Below are 14929 nucleotides of genomic sequence, written 5' to 3' on the forward strand. Positions count from 1 at the left end.
GCGGCATGACTTCGATGCAGCCCGGAGATATTTTTAGTCCAGGCGATCTGCTGAACAACACCTACCGGATCGAGGCAATCCTCGGACGTGGTGGCACCTCGGAGGTGTATAAAGCCCGGTCCGAGATTTCCGGCCGGGTGATGGCGGTAAAGGCCCTTCGCGCGGAGTTTGCCAGCAACGAGGATTTCCTCGTGCTTATGACCCGCGAGGAAGACGTGCGGGAGATTCAGCACGATGCGGTCGTGCGGTATTTCGACACCCAGCGGATGCCCGACGGCGTGGTTTATCTCGTGATGGATTACGTGGATGGCCCCGGCCTTGACCGCAAACTGGCAGATGGCGGCATGCCGGCAAGTGACCTGTTGGTGGTGGGCCGACGCGTGTGTGAAGGCCTGATCGCAGCGCATGCGCGCAATATCGTGCACCGCGACCTCTCACCCGACAACATCATCCTGCGAAACGACAAGGCAGATCAGGCCGTGATCATCGATTTCGGCATCGCCAAGGACACCAATCCAGGCGCGCAGACCATTGTGGGCAATGAATTCGCTGGAAAATACGCCTATGCGGCGCCCGAACAACTGAGTGGCACCACCGATGCCCGTTCGGACATCTATTCTCTGGGAGCACTCTTACTATCGACCTTCCGTGGCAAGAAGCCAGATATCGGGGCGAACCCGATGGAAGTGGTGAAGAAGAAGGCCGAGCCGCTGGACTTGGAAGGCGTGCCTGAGCCGCTGCGCCGGCTGATCACTAAGATGTGTGAACCGAACCCCGACCTGCGATTCCAATCGGCCGAGGCGCTTCTGGAAGCGTTCAAGGACCCCGACAGCATGAAAGAGGACGATCTGGCCTCGGTGATGCTGGACGATGCGACCGTGATTGCCCCGGTCACGGCCCGGGTCGCCCCCGCCCCCCCTGTCCAGGGTCCGATATCGGAAGCACCTCAGGACGCCGCGCCCAAACGGCAGTCACTGCTGCCGATTCTGGCATTCGTCGCCCTCTTGGTGATTGGTGCAGGTGCCTATTTTGGTGGGGTTTTCGACGGGTTGACCGGGCCGCGCTATCCTGTAGCCGATCCCTATTCGATGATTATCGAAAAGGGATCGACTGGGAATGCACAGGCGGTAGGGTACGTGCCGTCAAAAGAGGTCGAAGCAGCCTTGACGGAACGGATTGAGGGGGTGGGAGGCTCTGCGCAGCTGACGCTTGCCAGCGGTGACATTTCGCCGACTTGGGGCATTGGGCTGTTACAGATGTTCGAGACCCTCCTGCCGCTAGAGGAGTTTCGCATCGCGGTGTCCGACGATCAGGTGAATGTGACCGGACTTGCCGCGACCAAGTCCGATCAAGCTATGGTACAGGAAGGCTTTGCCAATGGCTTTCCAGAAGGATTCAACGGAACAGCCGAGATCGGCCTCGGACCACGATTTCTGCTGCCCAAAGACGTGCACCCGTTGTTGGAAGAGCACGCGGATTGCGGCCCTCTGCAGCTCATGGCACCGCCACCAATTGGATACGGGCTTGAAGATAGGGTGATCGTCAACGGCAGGTTCGCCAACGAAACCAGTCGTTCGGCGCTGCAAGCGGCCATTTCCGATGTTGCAGGTGTTAGGCCGGTACGTGTGGAGGGTGAGGTGTTGAACGCCAGTCTGTGCCGGATCGACGGGGTTTTGCCCACGGCTGGTCCGGGCGGTTTCGATATCCGTCTCGGATATGGAGATCGCGAAGGCGACAACCTTGCCGGGCGCTATCAGGTCGGGGAGAATCCGACGATCGACGTCAGACTGCCCGACGAGCTAACAGAGGGTTACCTTTGGGTCTCGGTGGTGGATGTGCAGGGCGTCGTATTCCATCTGCTGCCAAACCGGACGCGCCCGGACAACAGCTTGACGGCTTTGCGTGCAGAGGCGGAGGATGGGTTCGTGCGTGTCGCTTTTGGCCTGGAAGAAGCGCAGGCAAGCGGGAAGTTGGCCTTCACCGTCGATGGCTCGGTGCTGGGTAAATCCAAGATCATCGCGCTGCATTCCGATGGTTCCCTGTTCGACGACCTGCGCCCGACGACGGAGTCCGTGGAAAGTTATGCCGAAGCGCTGATCGCGGCCCGCGAGGCAAGCGACGTCACCGTGACCTCACTGGATTCAGCGTTGCTAACCACGGAAGAGTGACGGAAAAGTCGCGTCGGCAAACGCCTTCGGGTCCTCAGAGACATTGGTGAAACAGTGATATTACATGAAAGTGCTACGCTTAAATCACCCCGCGTTTAACCTGCGACCTACGCGGCAGCGTTGAAGGACTTCCAGAACTCGTCGGGTGAGCAGTGATCTCAGACCTTGGCGATTGCGTTGACCATGTCGGCGAAGATGCGTACGCCGATCCGGATCTGATATTGTTTGAACTTGGAGAATGCCATCTCAACGGGCCTGAGGTCTGGCCTCTAGGAGAGCAAGGGCAGTGACCAGCATTCTGTCCCCCGCGTTGTTTCTTCCACATCGGCGAAACTGTGTAGCGAGACTTTTTAGATTGACCAAGGTTTGGGGCGGGATGCTTTAGATCACGTCAATCACTATGATCGAAATATTGTCGGCCCCGCCGCCGTCAAGAGCGATCTGCTGCAGTGCGTCGGCAACCGTCTCTATCGGTTCGCGAGATAGGACGCGTTCCAGAGTGTCGAAGGTCGCGTATTTCGTGAGCCCGTCTGAACACAGCAAGAACCGGTCACCGGGCAGGATTTCGCCGCGAATCTTTTCAAGTTCGAGCGTATCACCGACGCCGACTGCACGGGTGATAGCGTTCGATTGCGGGTGCTTCTCGGCTTGGTCCCAAGTCATCTGCCCCGCCAGCACGAAAGCTGCAACCATGGAGTGATCAGTGGTCAACATCTCGATCCGCTTGTTTTGCAAGCGATACAGGCGGCTGTCGCCCGCCCAGAAGGCCGCAAAGTGGTTATTCGCGATGGCCAGAGTCACGACTGTAGCCCCAATCGTGCCGCTGCCTCGGGCCTCTGCTTCTGCTCGGATCGCGTCATGGGCACCGTTGATCGCGTCGCGCAGGGCACGGATCAGCTCCTGTGATGGCAGGTCTGGGTTGATCATCGCAATTCGGTCCACGACCACCTGCGAGGCGAAATCACCCGCGTCGTGGCCGCCCATGCCATCCGATACGGCCCAGAGCAGCTGATCCGGCAAGGCTAAGATGCTGTCCTCGTTGACCTTGCGTTTGTGGCCGACGTGTGTGGTGGCGGAATAGCGGACGTGTGTCATGCAGAAACCGCCAGCCCGCCGGGGTGCCAGAATGGCGCGGACAGATCGAACAGTGCAGTCAATTCGGCACCCGCTGGCAGGCCGGGAATCGCCATCAGCCTGTGGTCGCTGCCCAGGCAGGTCGACCAGAACGCGCTGTCGCCGTGTAGACGGGAGATCACTTCGGCGGCGATGATCTCTGCAACTGGCAAGGCCGTCACATAGGGCGTCCCGCTAAGCGATTCGACAGCAGGCTCGATCAATGTGACGTCTTTCAATGCCGCTAGAAGGTTGTCGCGGCTGAAATCATCCTCCAACGCCGCCAGCGCGATGTCCTCCAGCGCCTCGAAAACGGTACAGTTTGCGAAATGAACCAAGGCTGTGGCCGAGGTGGCGTGGGCACAAGCCAAGGTCAGAGGATATTGCCGTCCCACCCGATCGACTGACGGCATCATGATACCCGAAACCGCAGTTGGTCCCGCAACCTGAGGCGGTAGGGTAAACCGCCATATCCGTGCCGACATGTAGGCTGCATCCCAGCCTTGCCCCAGCTTGTCTCGGACTGAAACGATGCTGCGCTGAAGCCAGTCGTCCCAAGGGCTGAGAAACGACACCGGAAGATCGAGCCGCAAAAAATCTCCCATGCTGGGGATCTTGCCGAAGGCGCCGAAGCCCTGCCCCATCAGAACGAGCTCGGGCAGCTGAATTGGCCGAGTGCCGGGAGGGCAAAGGGGTTCAGCACCGATCCAGACTGGAGCTGGAAAATCGAAATTCGCCCACCCACGTTAAAGATCACGCGGTTGCGGTCCGAAACGTTGGTACGCCTGATTTCCGCCGCGCTCAGCAGTCGAAACCAGGCCCAAGGACCGTCTCGGGTCATCGCATTGGACGTGTTGTTAACCACGGGCTGAAAGATCACCCGCGCCGACCCGACAGAGCCGGGCCAGGTGATCGCCACAGGCTTGGGCGCGCTATTGTGAGCAAAGACGATCTCTTGCCCGTCGATGTCCAGCGTAACCTCCTGCGCCGATGGATCCAGCGCTTCGGGTGTGATCTGGAACCTTACTGCGGGCTGGTCCCCTCCTGTGAAAAAGGCGTCGCGGATTTCGGTGGCATGTTGAAACTGCTGCAAAACGGCCTGGGAGATCCCCAGATCCGCATCGTTGACCTTTTTCCACGCCCAAGGTCGTGCGCGCGTGTCGACATATTCACGCAGGTTCTCGGTGAAAAAGCTGTCGATCATACCGTTCGGCGCAAAGAGCTTTGCAAAGTCGGCCATTGCAACGTCAGCCTTCGCCTGCCGGTCGAAAGGATAGCGTCCGCCAAGCGCCTGAGTACAGAAAGGCAGCACTTGCGACTGCCATTTGGCGTTGATCGATGCCCGGGTACCGTCGGCCGTGATCCCCGACGAACCGCTGGTTATCTGGGTCGACCAACGCTGGATCGGTCCCGGCAGACGATTGGCCAGTTCCTGGAACCGCACGATGGCTGTCGCGTCGCCCGTCGCCGCCCCGACACCGCCCGCGAAGCTGAGCTTGTTGAGCTCTTGGTACACTTCTGTCAGGCGTCCCGTCAGCTCCGACAGTTGAGAGGGCTGGCCGTTCTTGTCCTCAACCAGCTCATGCAGCCAACTAAACCTGTCCTCGACATAGGCGCCGGGTTGTTTGGGCGCAGGACCCTGCTCGGTCTGCACATTGCTGCGCAGCGCCTGCAGAAACAGTTGGCTGCGGCTAGACAGCGAGGATTGCAATTCGATCTCTCCAATTTCGGAGACCCCGGCGGCAAGGCCATCGGTGCTGGCATTACTGCGTTCTTCGGTCAGCTTGGTTTCGTCCGAGATCGCATTGAGAATGTTGACCAAGGGCGAGGTTGGCCCTGACAGGACGTTGGTGACTTCGACCGCGTGGCTTAGGCTTTCCATCGGGATGATGTCGATATCGCCGAGAATCTGGTCATACCGTGTGATATAGTCGTTGTAGTACAGATCAAGGACATCGCGGCTCATCGCGATCAGGGCCGTTTCCGATTGCTCGGTTTCGCCGCGAGGGCCAAGCACCCAGCTCTCGCTCTGAATGCGCTGAGCTACGCCAAGAGCTTCATCCAGAAAGACAGAATTGAATCCGTCGTAAGTGAATATTCCCTCCACCCCTTCATTGAGGGGTTTGCCCGAGGATCGCACGATCACCCGGCTGATTGCAGGCCCGCCTACATCGGTCAGCCGCCAGTCCGCCAGGTCCTTCGCGCGGGGTGAATTGATGATCCCATTATAGACTCTCTGCGCAAGCGGCATCTCCGACAGCAGCCCCTGGATTTGCTCGACCAGCGGACCGTTCAGGCTGATCGTGTCCATTGGGTTTTCAAGCAAAGCGGCAAGGTGCACGGTCAGGTCCCCACGAAGGGCTTCCCGGGCGGGACCTTCGAATGCGACAGACCAGTCAAGCGCCATCCATTCCTTGACCAGATCTTGGTTCATAGGACCTTGCTGGCCCAGCATCAGATAGATCTTGAGCACTTCGTAAAGGAAATCAGAGTTGTTCATGTTGGCCTGCATCTGGTCTTCGAGACGCAGGAGAAGGCGGGGCAGAAAATGTTCGTTCAGTGCGGCGCGATAGCTTTGCGCGGCCTGGTTGCCGATTATCTTGCCTTGATAGAGCCCATAGGTCAGCGCGCGCGGCGGGGCGGGATCCAGCACAGCAGGATTGGTGGGCATATCGCGCAGCACATTGAGCGCTGGTACGACGCTCACCAGATCGGAATCCTCGATTGGGCTGCCGGGGACTTGCGCCACGGCAGCGCGGTAGTCTTCGATCGATCTGCCGGTCTGCGCTAACAGCTCAGTATTGCCCAAATAACTCCGGATCCAGAGCGCGGACAAGCCGATGCCGCCTACAAGGGCGGCGGCGATTGCGGCGCGTTTGGTCCACCGATAGCGGCGTTCGACCTTGTCATCCGCCGACACCAGTCCCGCCTCGGGAAAAATGACACCCTCGAACAAGCGGGTCAGGAAAAAGCTGCGCCCCGTGCCGCGCCCTGTCCCGATGGCCTGTCGCCCGATTCCAAATGTCCGAGCCATTCCCATCATAAGCCGGTCGATCGGTGTGCCCTCTTGGGTTCCAGACGTAAAATAGATGCCGCGAAGCAGATGCCGTTTTTCAAACCGGCTGTCCTGAAACACCTCCTCTAGGAACGACTTCGCAGTGGCCCGCACCGAGGCGACCTGTGACGTGAAGCTGGCGACAAGCGCGCGGCGCTGGTGGTCGGTCTCCTGTTGCATCCGCTCCAGCGACTGGGCGTTGAGCTGCGCTAGCAACTGACCAAACTCGTCGTCAAAAGCCGCGACAGGCGATACTTCGGATTTTGTCCTTTTAGAAACGGGCAGAGTAAAGCCCCAGACCTGCTCACGTTCTTCCTTTCCGAGATCATCAAAGAATTCGGTGAAGCCAGCAATGAGGTCCGACTTGGTGAACAGAACATAAACCGGGAACCGCACGCCGAGTTTATCACGCAATTCGTGCAATCGTCGACGGATCGCAGCGGCGTGGCTTTTCTGGGTTTCCTCATCCTGAAGGCTGAGGTCCGCCAGGGAGATGGCGACGATCGCACCGTTTATAGGCTGACGCTTGCGATGTCTTTTCAGCAGCTTCAAGAAGCCGTTCCAGCCAGCGTTGTCCTCTTCTGCTGCGCTGTCCTGAGTCGTGTATCGCCCGGCGGTGTCAATCAGTACCGCATTATTGGTGAACCACCAGTCGCAATTCCGCGTCCCACCGACGCCGCCGATGGCCTGCTTGCCCAGGGTATCGGCCAGCGGAAACTGCAGCCCAGAGTTTACGATCGCCGTTGTCTTGCCCGCACCGGGCGGTCCGATCATAACGTACCAAGGGAGTTGATACAGTGACTTTCGCCCCAGCTTGGATTTGCGCAGGGCGGCTATCGCCTCCTTCAGTTTGCCTTTCAGCTCGCTCAACTCAGCTTTGACCAGTTCGTCATCCTCGTTCTCAACCTCGGCGGCGGACTCGACGATATCCTCTTCCATTTTGCGCGCCCGTCGCGACCGGCGCAGCAGGATGAGCAGAATGGTGAAAAGACCAAGGAAAACGATGATGCCAATTGTGATAAGGCGCGCGAACAGGGTCACGAAGGGTGCGGTTTCCCCAAAGCTCAGAATCGGCCCGAGAAACCAGATCATCAGGCTGAAGGCGAGGGACACCAAGACCACGATCGAAATGGCCGATCCCAGCAAATGGAACATGCGGCGGATAAAAATCATGTGGATTTCCTGATCAGGACAACTTCGATACGTCGGTTCTTGGCACGACCCTCCGAGGTGCCGTTATCGGCAATCGGATCCTTGTCGGCATGGCCTTCCGCCTTCAGGCGGGCCTTGTCGTCGATCTGCGTGGACAGGGTGCGCATTACACTTTCAGCGCGCGCCAGCGACAGGTGCATGTTGGTGGGAAAGCGCGACGACTTAATCGGGACATTGTCAGAATGGCCGACGATAATGATCGGTCCCTCTGCATCGTTCAGGGCGTTGGCGACGCGCGAAAGCGGCGTATCGAACGCCGGTTGCAACTGGTCCGAACCTGAGCCGAACATGCCCGAACCGGTCAGACGCACCGTGATCGTAGATTGGTCCTGAAACACTTCTACGATCCCTTCCCGGATTTCGGCCTCAAGAAAGCCCTTGACCCGTTCGATCTGTCCGTCGTTGGGCGGCGGTGGCGGCGGCGGCGGCGGGGCGCGGCGAAGCAGCTCTGCCACCTGCCCGGTATCGAGAACAGAAAGCTGGCCCAATACTCGATCAGTCGAGCGGTTGAGCAGCCAGCTCAGCGTCATGAAGGCGGCAGTCAGCAGGATCGCGACTGTCGCCGAGGTGATCCAGACCGGCTTCCACAACGACAGCACCTTGTGCGGTTGATCAATGCCCTTCCAGCGCGGGGACAGGTCCTTTTCGATAACACCACGCTGGCCCCGGATAATCCGGGCGAGTCCTGCGCGAATCTGAAGGTGCTTGTCTGATCCTTGCTGCTCGACCCGCAGACGCCCCTCGAACCCAAGAGCCAGACACATGTATAGGAATTCCAGCAGGTCGATGTTCTTACCAGGTTCCTTTTCCAGCCGTGCGAGCAGGTCATAGAACCGGTCGCCGCCAACTGTCTCCTTGTGGAACGTGCCCACCATGGATTGCTGCGCCCAGATAGATTGTCCGCCCCAAGGCGTGTTCAGCACGACATCATCGAGCGTGGCACAAATCGCGTAGCGGGCAATCTTGACGTCCTGCGCATCAACGCCGTTCTGCAGTGCGCGGGCCTCGAACCCTCGCACTTCCGCCACTACAGAGCGGCGCAATTTTTCCGGGTCCATGTGCTGCGCGCGATTCCGGATGCGGCTGACGAGACTGAAGAGCGTGGCAGCAGCGGCATTGATCCGGTTCATGCCGGTCATGCCTTGATCCATAGAGGGCTCGGTGTTGCCGCCTTTCGCCGTGGGGATGCCGGTAGCCTGACCGGTAGGGGCAGATCCCAGATCCGGCGTCGCTTGTAGCTGCGCCTGCGGGGTTACGGTAGCGGGCCGGCGCCCGCCGGGATTCGGTTTGATAACCGTACGGTCGGCATCATCCGGTTCTGCAAAGGGGTCGTTGTCAGACATGTCTCGGCGCTTCCCTTTTTGCGGTTATCCTTGCCGGATCGCCCATAGCTCCATGCTCAGCCCCGGGAAATCCCCTGATACATGAACTGCGATCCCGCCGGACGTTGACATCTTTCCCCAATGTGGGCTGTCACCATCCAGTTCAAAATACACCACTCCAGTGTGATAAGGAATCTGGCGCGGTGCCACCGGCAGCGGACGCAGCGGAATCCCCGGCAGCGCGGAATTCACTAACTGACGGATTTCCTCGACCGGGCCGATCTTTGCCTGGTTCTGGAAGTGTCGGCGGATGTTTTCGGCTGGGATGTCAGCCTTGACCGCAAGCACGAAACCGGCGGTCGACAGCAGTTTTCGGTCACTGATCACGCCGACACTGATGCCATATTTCCGAGGATCCAGTGGAATCGAGATCGCAGTCTGTTCCAGCACCGAGGACAGGTATTGCCGCAAGGCCTTGATCACTGGTCTGAAGGTGGCGGTCAGGTCGTCGTGCTTGTAGGCCGGAAATTTCGGAGTTGTCTTTTCCACGGCCATGAATGTCGCCAGCTCCCCGGCGAGGGCGAGGCAGGTCTCGTAAAGTCTTTCCGGGTGGAGGTTTTCAATCTGCGACATGTGGTGAATCACTGGCCGCATCCGGTTGACGCACATCAAGAGCAGGAAATCAGAAATCTCAGCCACGCCTTTCGTTCCGCCACCATCGCTGAGCCGTCCGGCAAGTGCGGTCGTCCGATGGCCCAATAAGCCGTCTAATTCGCGCACGAAATCGGCTAGTGGTCCCGCCGCGCGCAGGTCTAGACAGGACGGAATGAACGCCTTGTCGAGCACAATCTCCTGATCCGGCTTAACTTCGATGATCCTGGCAATTGGAATGCACAGCCGATCAGCAAGATCATCGACGGCCAAGGCGAACTGCAATCGCAGCTTTCCTACACCCATGGTCACAGCCTTTTTGCCGGTCGAGGTCACATCGGTAATCTCAAACTCTGCTGGGCGCAGCCGTGCCGCCGACAGTTCGGCGCCGGTCATATCGACCTCTTGCGCGCCTTGGCGGCGTTGCGGCACGGTCAGGTAGACCACACAATCCTTGATCGTATCGGGCACGTCCAGCGCCGGCGGGTGATCCTCGAAGGCAGGAGCGCGAAAGACAGTACCATCCTGGGTCAGCCCTGAACACGACTTGATCGCGAACTGGCCGACTTTCAGTACCTCTTCGTCGATATCTAGGTGGCTGAAGCCCCAAACATACGGCGAAACGCGCCGGGCGAGCCCCGACACGAGGCTTTCAGTATAGCGATCCGCCTGCTGAAAGTGATGCGGCTGCAAAAACAGCCCTTCGGTCCATAGTACCTTACTTTCCCAAGACATCAGACAGCGTTCCTTGTTGGTTCTTTGGTCATTTCAGTTTATCCAACTGTGCCTTGTAGGCGCGGGCGAACTCCTTGGCGAAAAGCTCGTGGAAATCGTTCTCCGCCTGATCCGATATCTCGGCATACATGCTTTCGTAAATCTCCCAATAACGGGCCTTGCGGCTTTTCAGCAGGTTGGAAAACCCGCCCGAAACGGCGATCTTTTCCTCAAGCACCTTGGGGTCGAGCCGCGCCAGAATACCCTTTAGCGCAGCTTCCATTCCGGTGATCATCGCCACTTCGTGCGCCTTGATGTCCTGCAAGGCCTGAGTAGTCGCCTCTGTTGCGTCGAGATATCCCTTGGACTTCGGCTTGACCAAAGCCTCGATCGCCTGTTCGGGGCTGATCGAGAACTTCAACGGGTTATTTCCGCCGGCCTGAATCATCGTTTGCTCAATGCGAAATTCAGACTTGATTGAGGTTCGCGTCATCAGGATCTCGCGTAGCCCTTCGATCATCAGGCGCAAGACGTGGCCCATGCGTGACAGGGTCGGCGTCAGGTCGGCATCCGACAGTTGCATCTCCTCGACACCGAGGGACTTGAAAAACGCCCGCGCTGCGACGCTATCGCTAGGCAAAGGCGCCGGGGTAGTGGCCGGTTTTGGAATTGGTGGCACGGGCACGGACGGTGCTGAATCGTCCCGCTGTAGAGGAGCGTCCGGCGGGGTTGCAAATGTGGGTCCGGTTGGTATGCCTACACCTTTGTCAGGTTCTTCCAGGCCGAAAGCGTCGGGCACGAAGACCGGTCCGTCGGCGGCAGCCCTGTCGTTCGGAGCTGCGAATGGGTCAGAGTCATCGCCCGCCACATAGGCCGGCTGGCCTGGTTCACCGCCCTTGTTCGAAGACGGCACCAGAAAGTCGTCGTCCCAGTCGTCTGGGATCGCTGAAGTGCTCGTGCTATGTCGAGGTGCAGTGAAACTGTCCTGCGCAGAAGGGTTGTGCCACGCGGCACTCGCTCCCTGACCTGCATCGGGAGCGGACGCAGGTGGCAGGAGATCGTCGTCGCTCAGCGGTGGCAACAGGTCATTGCCGTCGTCTTCGTCACGATCAACGCTGCCGGGCCCGACCAAGCCGTCGCGACCGCCGAGCAGATCGTCGAGGAAATCGCCGCCGTCGCCGGGCGCATCGAGCAGATCGTCAGTGCTTGGTGCGCTGTCGGCTATGCCGTGCGACACGGGTCCATCCTGCAACGGATCTGCGATCTGGCTTTCCGATCCCGCAGTCACGATGTTAACCAGAATTTCATAGGGGCCGACCGACAGGATGTCGCCATCGTTCAAAGGCGTCGGCGTCGCGCCGAGCGGCAGCTTGCCGTAGTTTAGAAAGGTGCCGTTGGTCGAGATATCCACCACGACTAAATTGCCGTTGTGATCCTCGATTGCACAATGCCGCTTGGACAGCACCCGGTCAGGGTCCGGCAGCACCAGATCGTTCTCATCTCCCCGTCCGACGGTCAGGCTTGGTCCACGCATGGCAACGGGCTGTCCATTGCCGGGGATGCTGCCTGTCGACTGAAACTTCAGCAAAACCGCCATCTATCGGTTATCCTCCTGTGAAAACGGTGAACTCACCCAAGTTGACGACACCCCCCAGCGCGCACATGTCACCGATGCGGATCGCTGGAAGCTTTTGAATGAGAACGGTCATTGACCCCTTAGCCAGCGGATGCGGCGACGGCACGGGTCCCGCCGGCGTGGCCGTTGCGCCCATCACCATGTCGGTAACTCGCGCTGCGGGCCGTTTGGCGACAAGCACGGTCAGCGCGCAGACCGGCATGATCGGCATTGGAGACCCCAGCGTGCAAACACCGATATGCGTATCACCGACACGGGCCTGTGGGGGTCCAGGCATCAGTCGCCTCCTTCCAGTGAAACGGGTTCAGGGGGCGGCGGCTCAGTGATCTTATCGATCCTGCCATTTCCGCCGCGGGCCACGTTGACCGCTCGGTCAATAATGAGCTGCAATTGCAACAGCGGGATCTTGGCGGTGCCAAGCGTCGTCATGTTCATGCCAAGGGCACAGGCCGCAACCGCCCCCGGTGGGGCTGCCATTTTTGACAGATCGCCAATGCCCAGGCTGCCCCCGGCGTAAAGCGCGGCGGTAGCGACCAGCACAGTGTCGTCATCCGGATCGGCTGTATCGAGTGCAATCTGCACCTTCTCGCGGTTGGCATCATTTGGCTCAAACACCCATGCCTCCGACGCTTTGAGGCTAGGCGTCCCGGGGTTGTCACCGCAGATATCGCGCGCAGCAAGACAAGCCCACCAGACCGCCTCGCGGTCCGGCAGGGCCGCAGACAGCATCCGCAAGACGCAGACCCAAGCCTTTTGCGCTCCCAGCTCTTCCAAAACAGCCTCGACCGGGGCACTGGCGGGTGTCTTGAGCTTTGTATCCAGCTTGATGCGCTTTGCGGCGAGCAGACGCATCGCGGGCTCACGCGGCACTTTCTTAAGATCTGAAAACCGTTTTTTCATGAACGTGCCCTCAATTGATCATCGTGATCCCGCCCTTAAGGACAAGCAGGCCGTCCCCTTTGACGGTCGTCATGGGCGCCTTGGCTTCCATCATAGCGGTGCCCTCGATCTTTATAATCATGCCCTTTATGGTCACGCCGGTCTGATCGATCTTGATTGAGCTGCTGCCGACTTTCAATTCGATTTCCTGCATCGCCTCTTCCTTGATCGACCCCAGCGCAGTCTTGAGGCTGTAGTTTCCCATGCTTACCGTGACTGCCTCGTTGCCCTTGGCCACCTTTCGGGTAAGGTTACCGGTATCGACATTCTGCACAAAGTTTCCGGTCTTGACCTGCTGCTTCGTGTCACCGGTGATAGTTTGCGTCGCTTTTCCCTCGATCGTCTCGGTATGGTCGGTCTTGATAAAGACCTCCTGGTTTCCCGTCTCGACCTTGAACACGTGATCACCGGTCTTGATGGTTTCGGTCTTGTGGCGGTGGATCGTCTGGGTCAGGTCGCCCTTATCCTTATGCTCCAAGCCGATTGTCACGGTCGCGTTGTTCTTGATCGTCTGTATATAGTCTCTCTCGGACTGGAAGCGGACGAATTCCGCTTCTTTCTTGTCATCAAAGATTAGCTCATTGAAGGTTTGAGCGCTGCCATCCTTGGTCGAGCGCGTAACGATCCCGCTCTGCGTCTCGTTGGCCGGCAGTTCGTAGGGAGGCATCGTATCCGCATTGTACAACATTCCGGTGCAGATCGGCCTGTCAGGGTCGCCTTCTTCAAATTGGATCGCGACCTCCTGCCCGATCCGAGGGATAGAGATCATGCCCCAGTTCTTGCCTGTCCAAGGCATCACGCAGCGCACCCAGCACGTGGTGTTCTCGTCCTTCTTGCCCGCCCTGTCCCAATGGAACTGCACCTTTATGCGTCCATACTTGTCCGTATAGATTTCCTCGCCCGCTGGACCGGTCACGACTGCGGTCTGCAACCCGGGAATGCGCGGCCAACGGGTTTCTTGCGGCGCGCGAAACGGCTCTGATTTGGGGATGACATCAAAGGTGATCCTGTAGGTGTCCTTGTTGTCCTCGTCGACCGGGATCGTAGTGTTGAACAATGGTTTCTTGGTTTCCTGATCCTCATAGTCGGTTTCGATCTGCAACCGATGCTCTGCTCGGACCACAAGATATTCGATATTGACGCTCGTGCGTGTATGGCCCTTGAGCTTGAAGGTTTGACCGGCGCCCAGCGTCCGAACGTTGCCCGCCCCGCGCGCCAATTTATGCTGGACCGCCTCGGCCTGCATCCGGACCTTGGCAAAATTGGCGGGCTGATTGCCCAGACGCATATGCCCGGGATAGCGGTAGTGTTCGTATTTCTTGTGCGAGTGCTTACCTTTTTCAATTGAAGAGACCGCCTGCAATTCGGCGCGCGGTTTTTCAAAATCGTAGTCCTTCAGGGTTACTTTGCCAGTCACGACGCTGGTGTTGTGCGCCCAGTCGAAGATGTGATCGGATTTCCGACGGTACTCGGACTCCTTGAAATAGAAATCTAGGTCTGGCCCTGTGGTATTGGGCTTATGCGCCGCGATGCCGTCGGCCAGCACCATTTTCAGCTCTTTGTTCCCTTGCCCAGCCTGTACAAAGAAATAATAGATCCCTTCTTCTTCCATCAACCGGCTGATGAAGTCGAAATCGGTTTCATGATACTGCACGCAGTAGATGCGTTTGTCGTAGGTCTCTGTCAGTTTATTGATCTGCCCGGTGAAACCATACTCGTCCAGAACGAGTTTGATGATTTCGGGCACAGTCTTGTCCTGAAAAATCCGGCTTTCGTAGGTTCGATCCAGGAACCATAGCCACGGCCGCACTTCCGCCACGAAATGCATCATGCCTTGGTACACGCCGACATATTCAACCGCTGTGCACGTGCCGGTGAAATACCGGCTCTCGTCCTTGTCGTCCTTCAGCCCAAGATGAATCGTCTTGCCCAGCATTTCCTGCAGATCAAGCTCAACGTTGGAGGACACAAATTCAACTGTCGTCTCCGTAAGAAAGCTCAGCCCCTCGATCACCCGCGCGTTCTTGAGGTTGACCGGTTTGCAGGTATAGTCCCCCTCCATCCAGACAAGCCGGTTTTCAAGATCGATCTCTGTATTTGCCATGTGATCAGTCCCTGG

10 protein-coding genes are annotated in these 14929 nt (G+C 58.6%); 1 reads left to right on the top strand and 9 read right to left on the bottom strand.

All coding sequences use genetic code 11. From position 1 onward, the window contains the following. Positions 1-14 precede the first annotated feature (14 nt). Positions 15-2168, top strand: a complete 2154-nt coding sequence (locus tag ROS217_RS01840) for a serine/threonine protein kinase (protein WP_254656467.1) — start codon at positions 15-17, stop codon at positions 2166-2168. Positions 2169-2549: 381 nt separating this feature from the next. Here ROS217_RS01840 and ROS217_RS01845 read toward each other — a convergent pair whose 3' ends face one another. Genes ROS217_RS01845 through ROS217_RS01885 form a run of 9 tightly spaced genes read right to left on the bottom strand, consistent with a single transcriptional unit; the run spans position 2550 to position 14914 of the window. After that, positions 2550-3263, bottom strand: a complete 714-nt coding sequence (locus tag ROS217_RS01845; RefSeq protein WP_009815944.1) for a PP2C family protein-serine/threonine phosphatase — start codon at positions 3261-3263, stop codon at positions 2550-2552. Beyond that, positions 3260-3925 (bottom strand): type VI secretion system-associated protein TagF, encoded by a 666-nt coding sequence (gene tagF, locus ROS217_RS01850; RefSeq protein ID WP_009815945.1) that lies wholly within the window; start codon positions 3923-3925, stop codon positions 3260-3262. Before tagF ends, ROS217_RS01845 begins: the two co-directional genes overlap by 4 nt. Beyond that, complete coding sequence (gene tssM / locus ROS217_RS01855; RefSeq protein ID WP_009815946.1) at positions 3925-7509, bottom strand: type VI secretion system membrane subunit TssM; 3585 nt, start codon at positions 7507-7509, stop codon at positions 3925-3927. The genes tagF and tssM overlap by 1 nt, the downstream gene beginning before the upstream one ends. Next, the gene (icmH, locus tag ROS217_RS01860) at positions 7506-8891 is read right to left on the bottom strand and encodes a type IVB secretion system protein IcmH/DotU (protein ID WP_009815947.1); all 1386 of its coding nucleotides are present in this window, start codon (positions 8889-8891) and stop codon (positions 7506-7508) included. The genes tssM and icmH overlap by 4 nt, the downstream gene beginning before the upstream one ends. A 24-nt stretch (positions 8892-8915) precedes the next feature. Then, positions 8916-10256 carry a type VI secretion system baseplate subunit TssK gene (gene tssK / locus ROS217_RS01865; protein ID WP_009815948.1) on the bottom strand — a complete coding sequence of 447 codons (1341 nt, stop codon included), beginning with the start codon at positions 10254-10256 and terminating at the stop codon, positions 8916-8918. A gap of 28 nt (positions 10257-10284) precedes the next feature. Then, positions 10285-11832, bottom strand: a complete 1548-nt coding sequence (tagH, locus tag ROS217_RS01870) for a type VI secretion system-associated FHA domain protein TagH (protein ID WP_009815949.1) — start codon at positions 11830-11832, stop codon at positions 10285-10287. 7 nt (positions 11833-11839) lie between these two features. Next, the gene (locus ROS217_RS01875; protein WP_157046506.1) at positions 11840-12148 is read right to left on the bottom strand and encodes a PAAR domain-containing protein; all 309 of its coding nucleotides are present in this window, start codon (positions 12146-12148) and stop codon (positions 11840-11842) included. Beyond that, complete coding sequence (locus ROS217_RS01880; protein WP_009815951.1) at positions 12148-12771, bottom strand: DUF6931 family protein; 624 nt, start codon at positions 12769-12771, stop codon at positions 12148-12150. The genes ROS217_RS01875 and ROS217_RS01880 overlap by 1 nt, the downstream gene beginning before the upstream one ends. A 10-nt stretch (positions 12772-12781) precedes the next feature. Further along, positions 12782-14914, bottom strand: coding sequence for a type VI secretion system Vgr family protein (locus ROS217_RS01885; protein ID WP_009815952.1), 2133 nt, complete (start codon positions 14912-14914; stop codon positions 12782-12784). Between the last annotated feature and the right edge of the window lie 15 nt (positions 14915-14929).

This window comes from Roseovarius sp. 217 (assembly GCF_000152845.1).
Lineage (GTDB): Bacteria > Pseudomonadota > Alphaproteobacteria > Rhodobacterales > Rhodobacteraceae > Roseovarius.

Bases quoted from the DNA above. Each gene is read 5' to 3' on its own strand.
- tagF (WP_009815945.1), bottom strand. From the start codon at position 3,925: ATGGGGCAGGGCTTCGGCGCCTTCGGCAAGATCCCCAGCATGGGAGAT.
- ROS217_RS01845 (WP_009815944.1), bottom strand. From the start codon at position 3,263: ATGACACACGTCCGCTATTCCGCCACCACACACGTCGGCCACAAACGC.
- ROS217_RS01885 (WP_009815952.1), bottom strand. From the start codon at position 14,914: ATGGCAAATACAGAGATCGATCTTGAAAACCGGCTTGTCTGGATGGAG.
- ROS217_RS01840 (WP_254656467.1), top strand. From the start codon at position 15: ATGCAGCCCGGAGATATTTTTAGTCCAGGCGATCTGCTGAACAACACC.
- tssK (WP_009815948.1), bottom strand. From the start codon at position 10,256: ATGTCTTGGGAAAGTAAGGTACTATGGACCGAAGGGCTGTTTTTGCAG.
- icmH (WP_009815947.1), bottom strand. From the start codon at position 8,891: ATGTCTGACAACGACCCCTTTGCAGAACCGGATGATGCCGACCGTACG.
- ROS217_RS01875 (WP_157046506.1), bottom strand. From the start codon at position 12,148: ATGCCTGGACCCCCACAGGCCCGTGTCGGTGATACGCATATCGGTGTT.
- tssM (WP_009815946.1), bottom strand. From the start codon at position 7,509: ATGATTTTTATCCGCCGCATGTTCCATTTGCTGGGATCGGCCATTTCG.
- tagH (WP_009815949.1), bottom strand. From the start codon at position 11,832: ATGGCGGTTTTGCTGAAGTTTCAGTCGACAGGCAGCATCCCCGGCAAT.
- ROS217_RS01880 (WP_009815951.1), bottom strand. From the start codon at position 12,771: ATGAAAAAACGGTTTTCAGATCTTAAGAAAGTGCCGCGTGAGCCCGCG.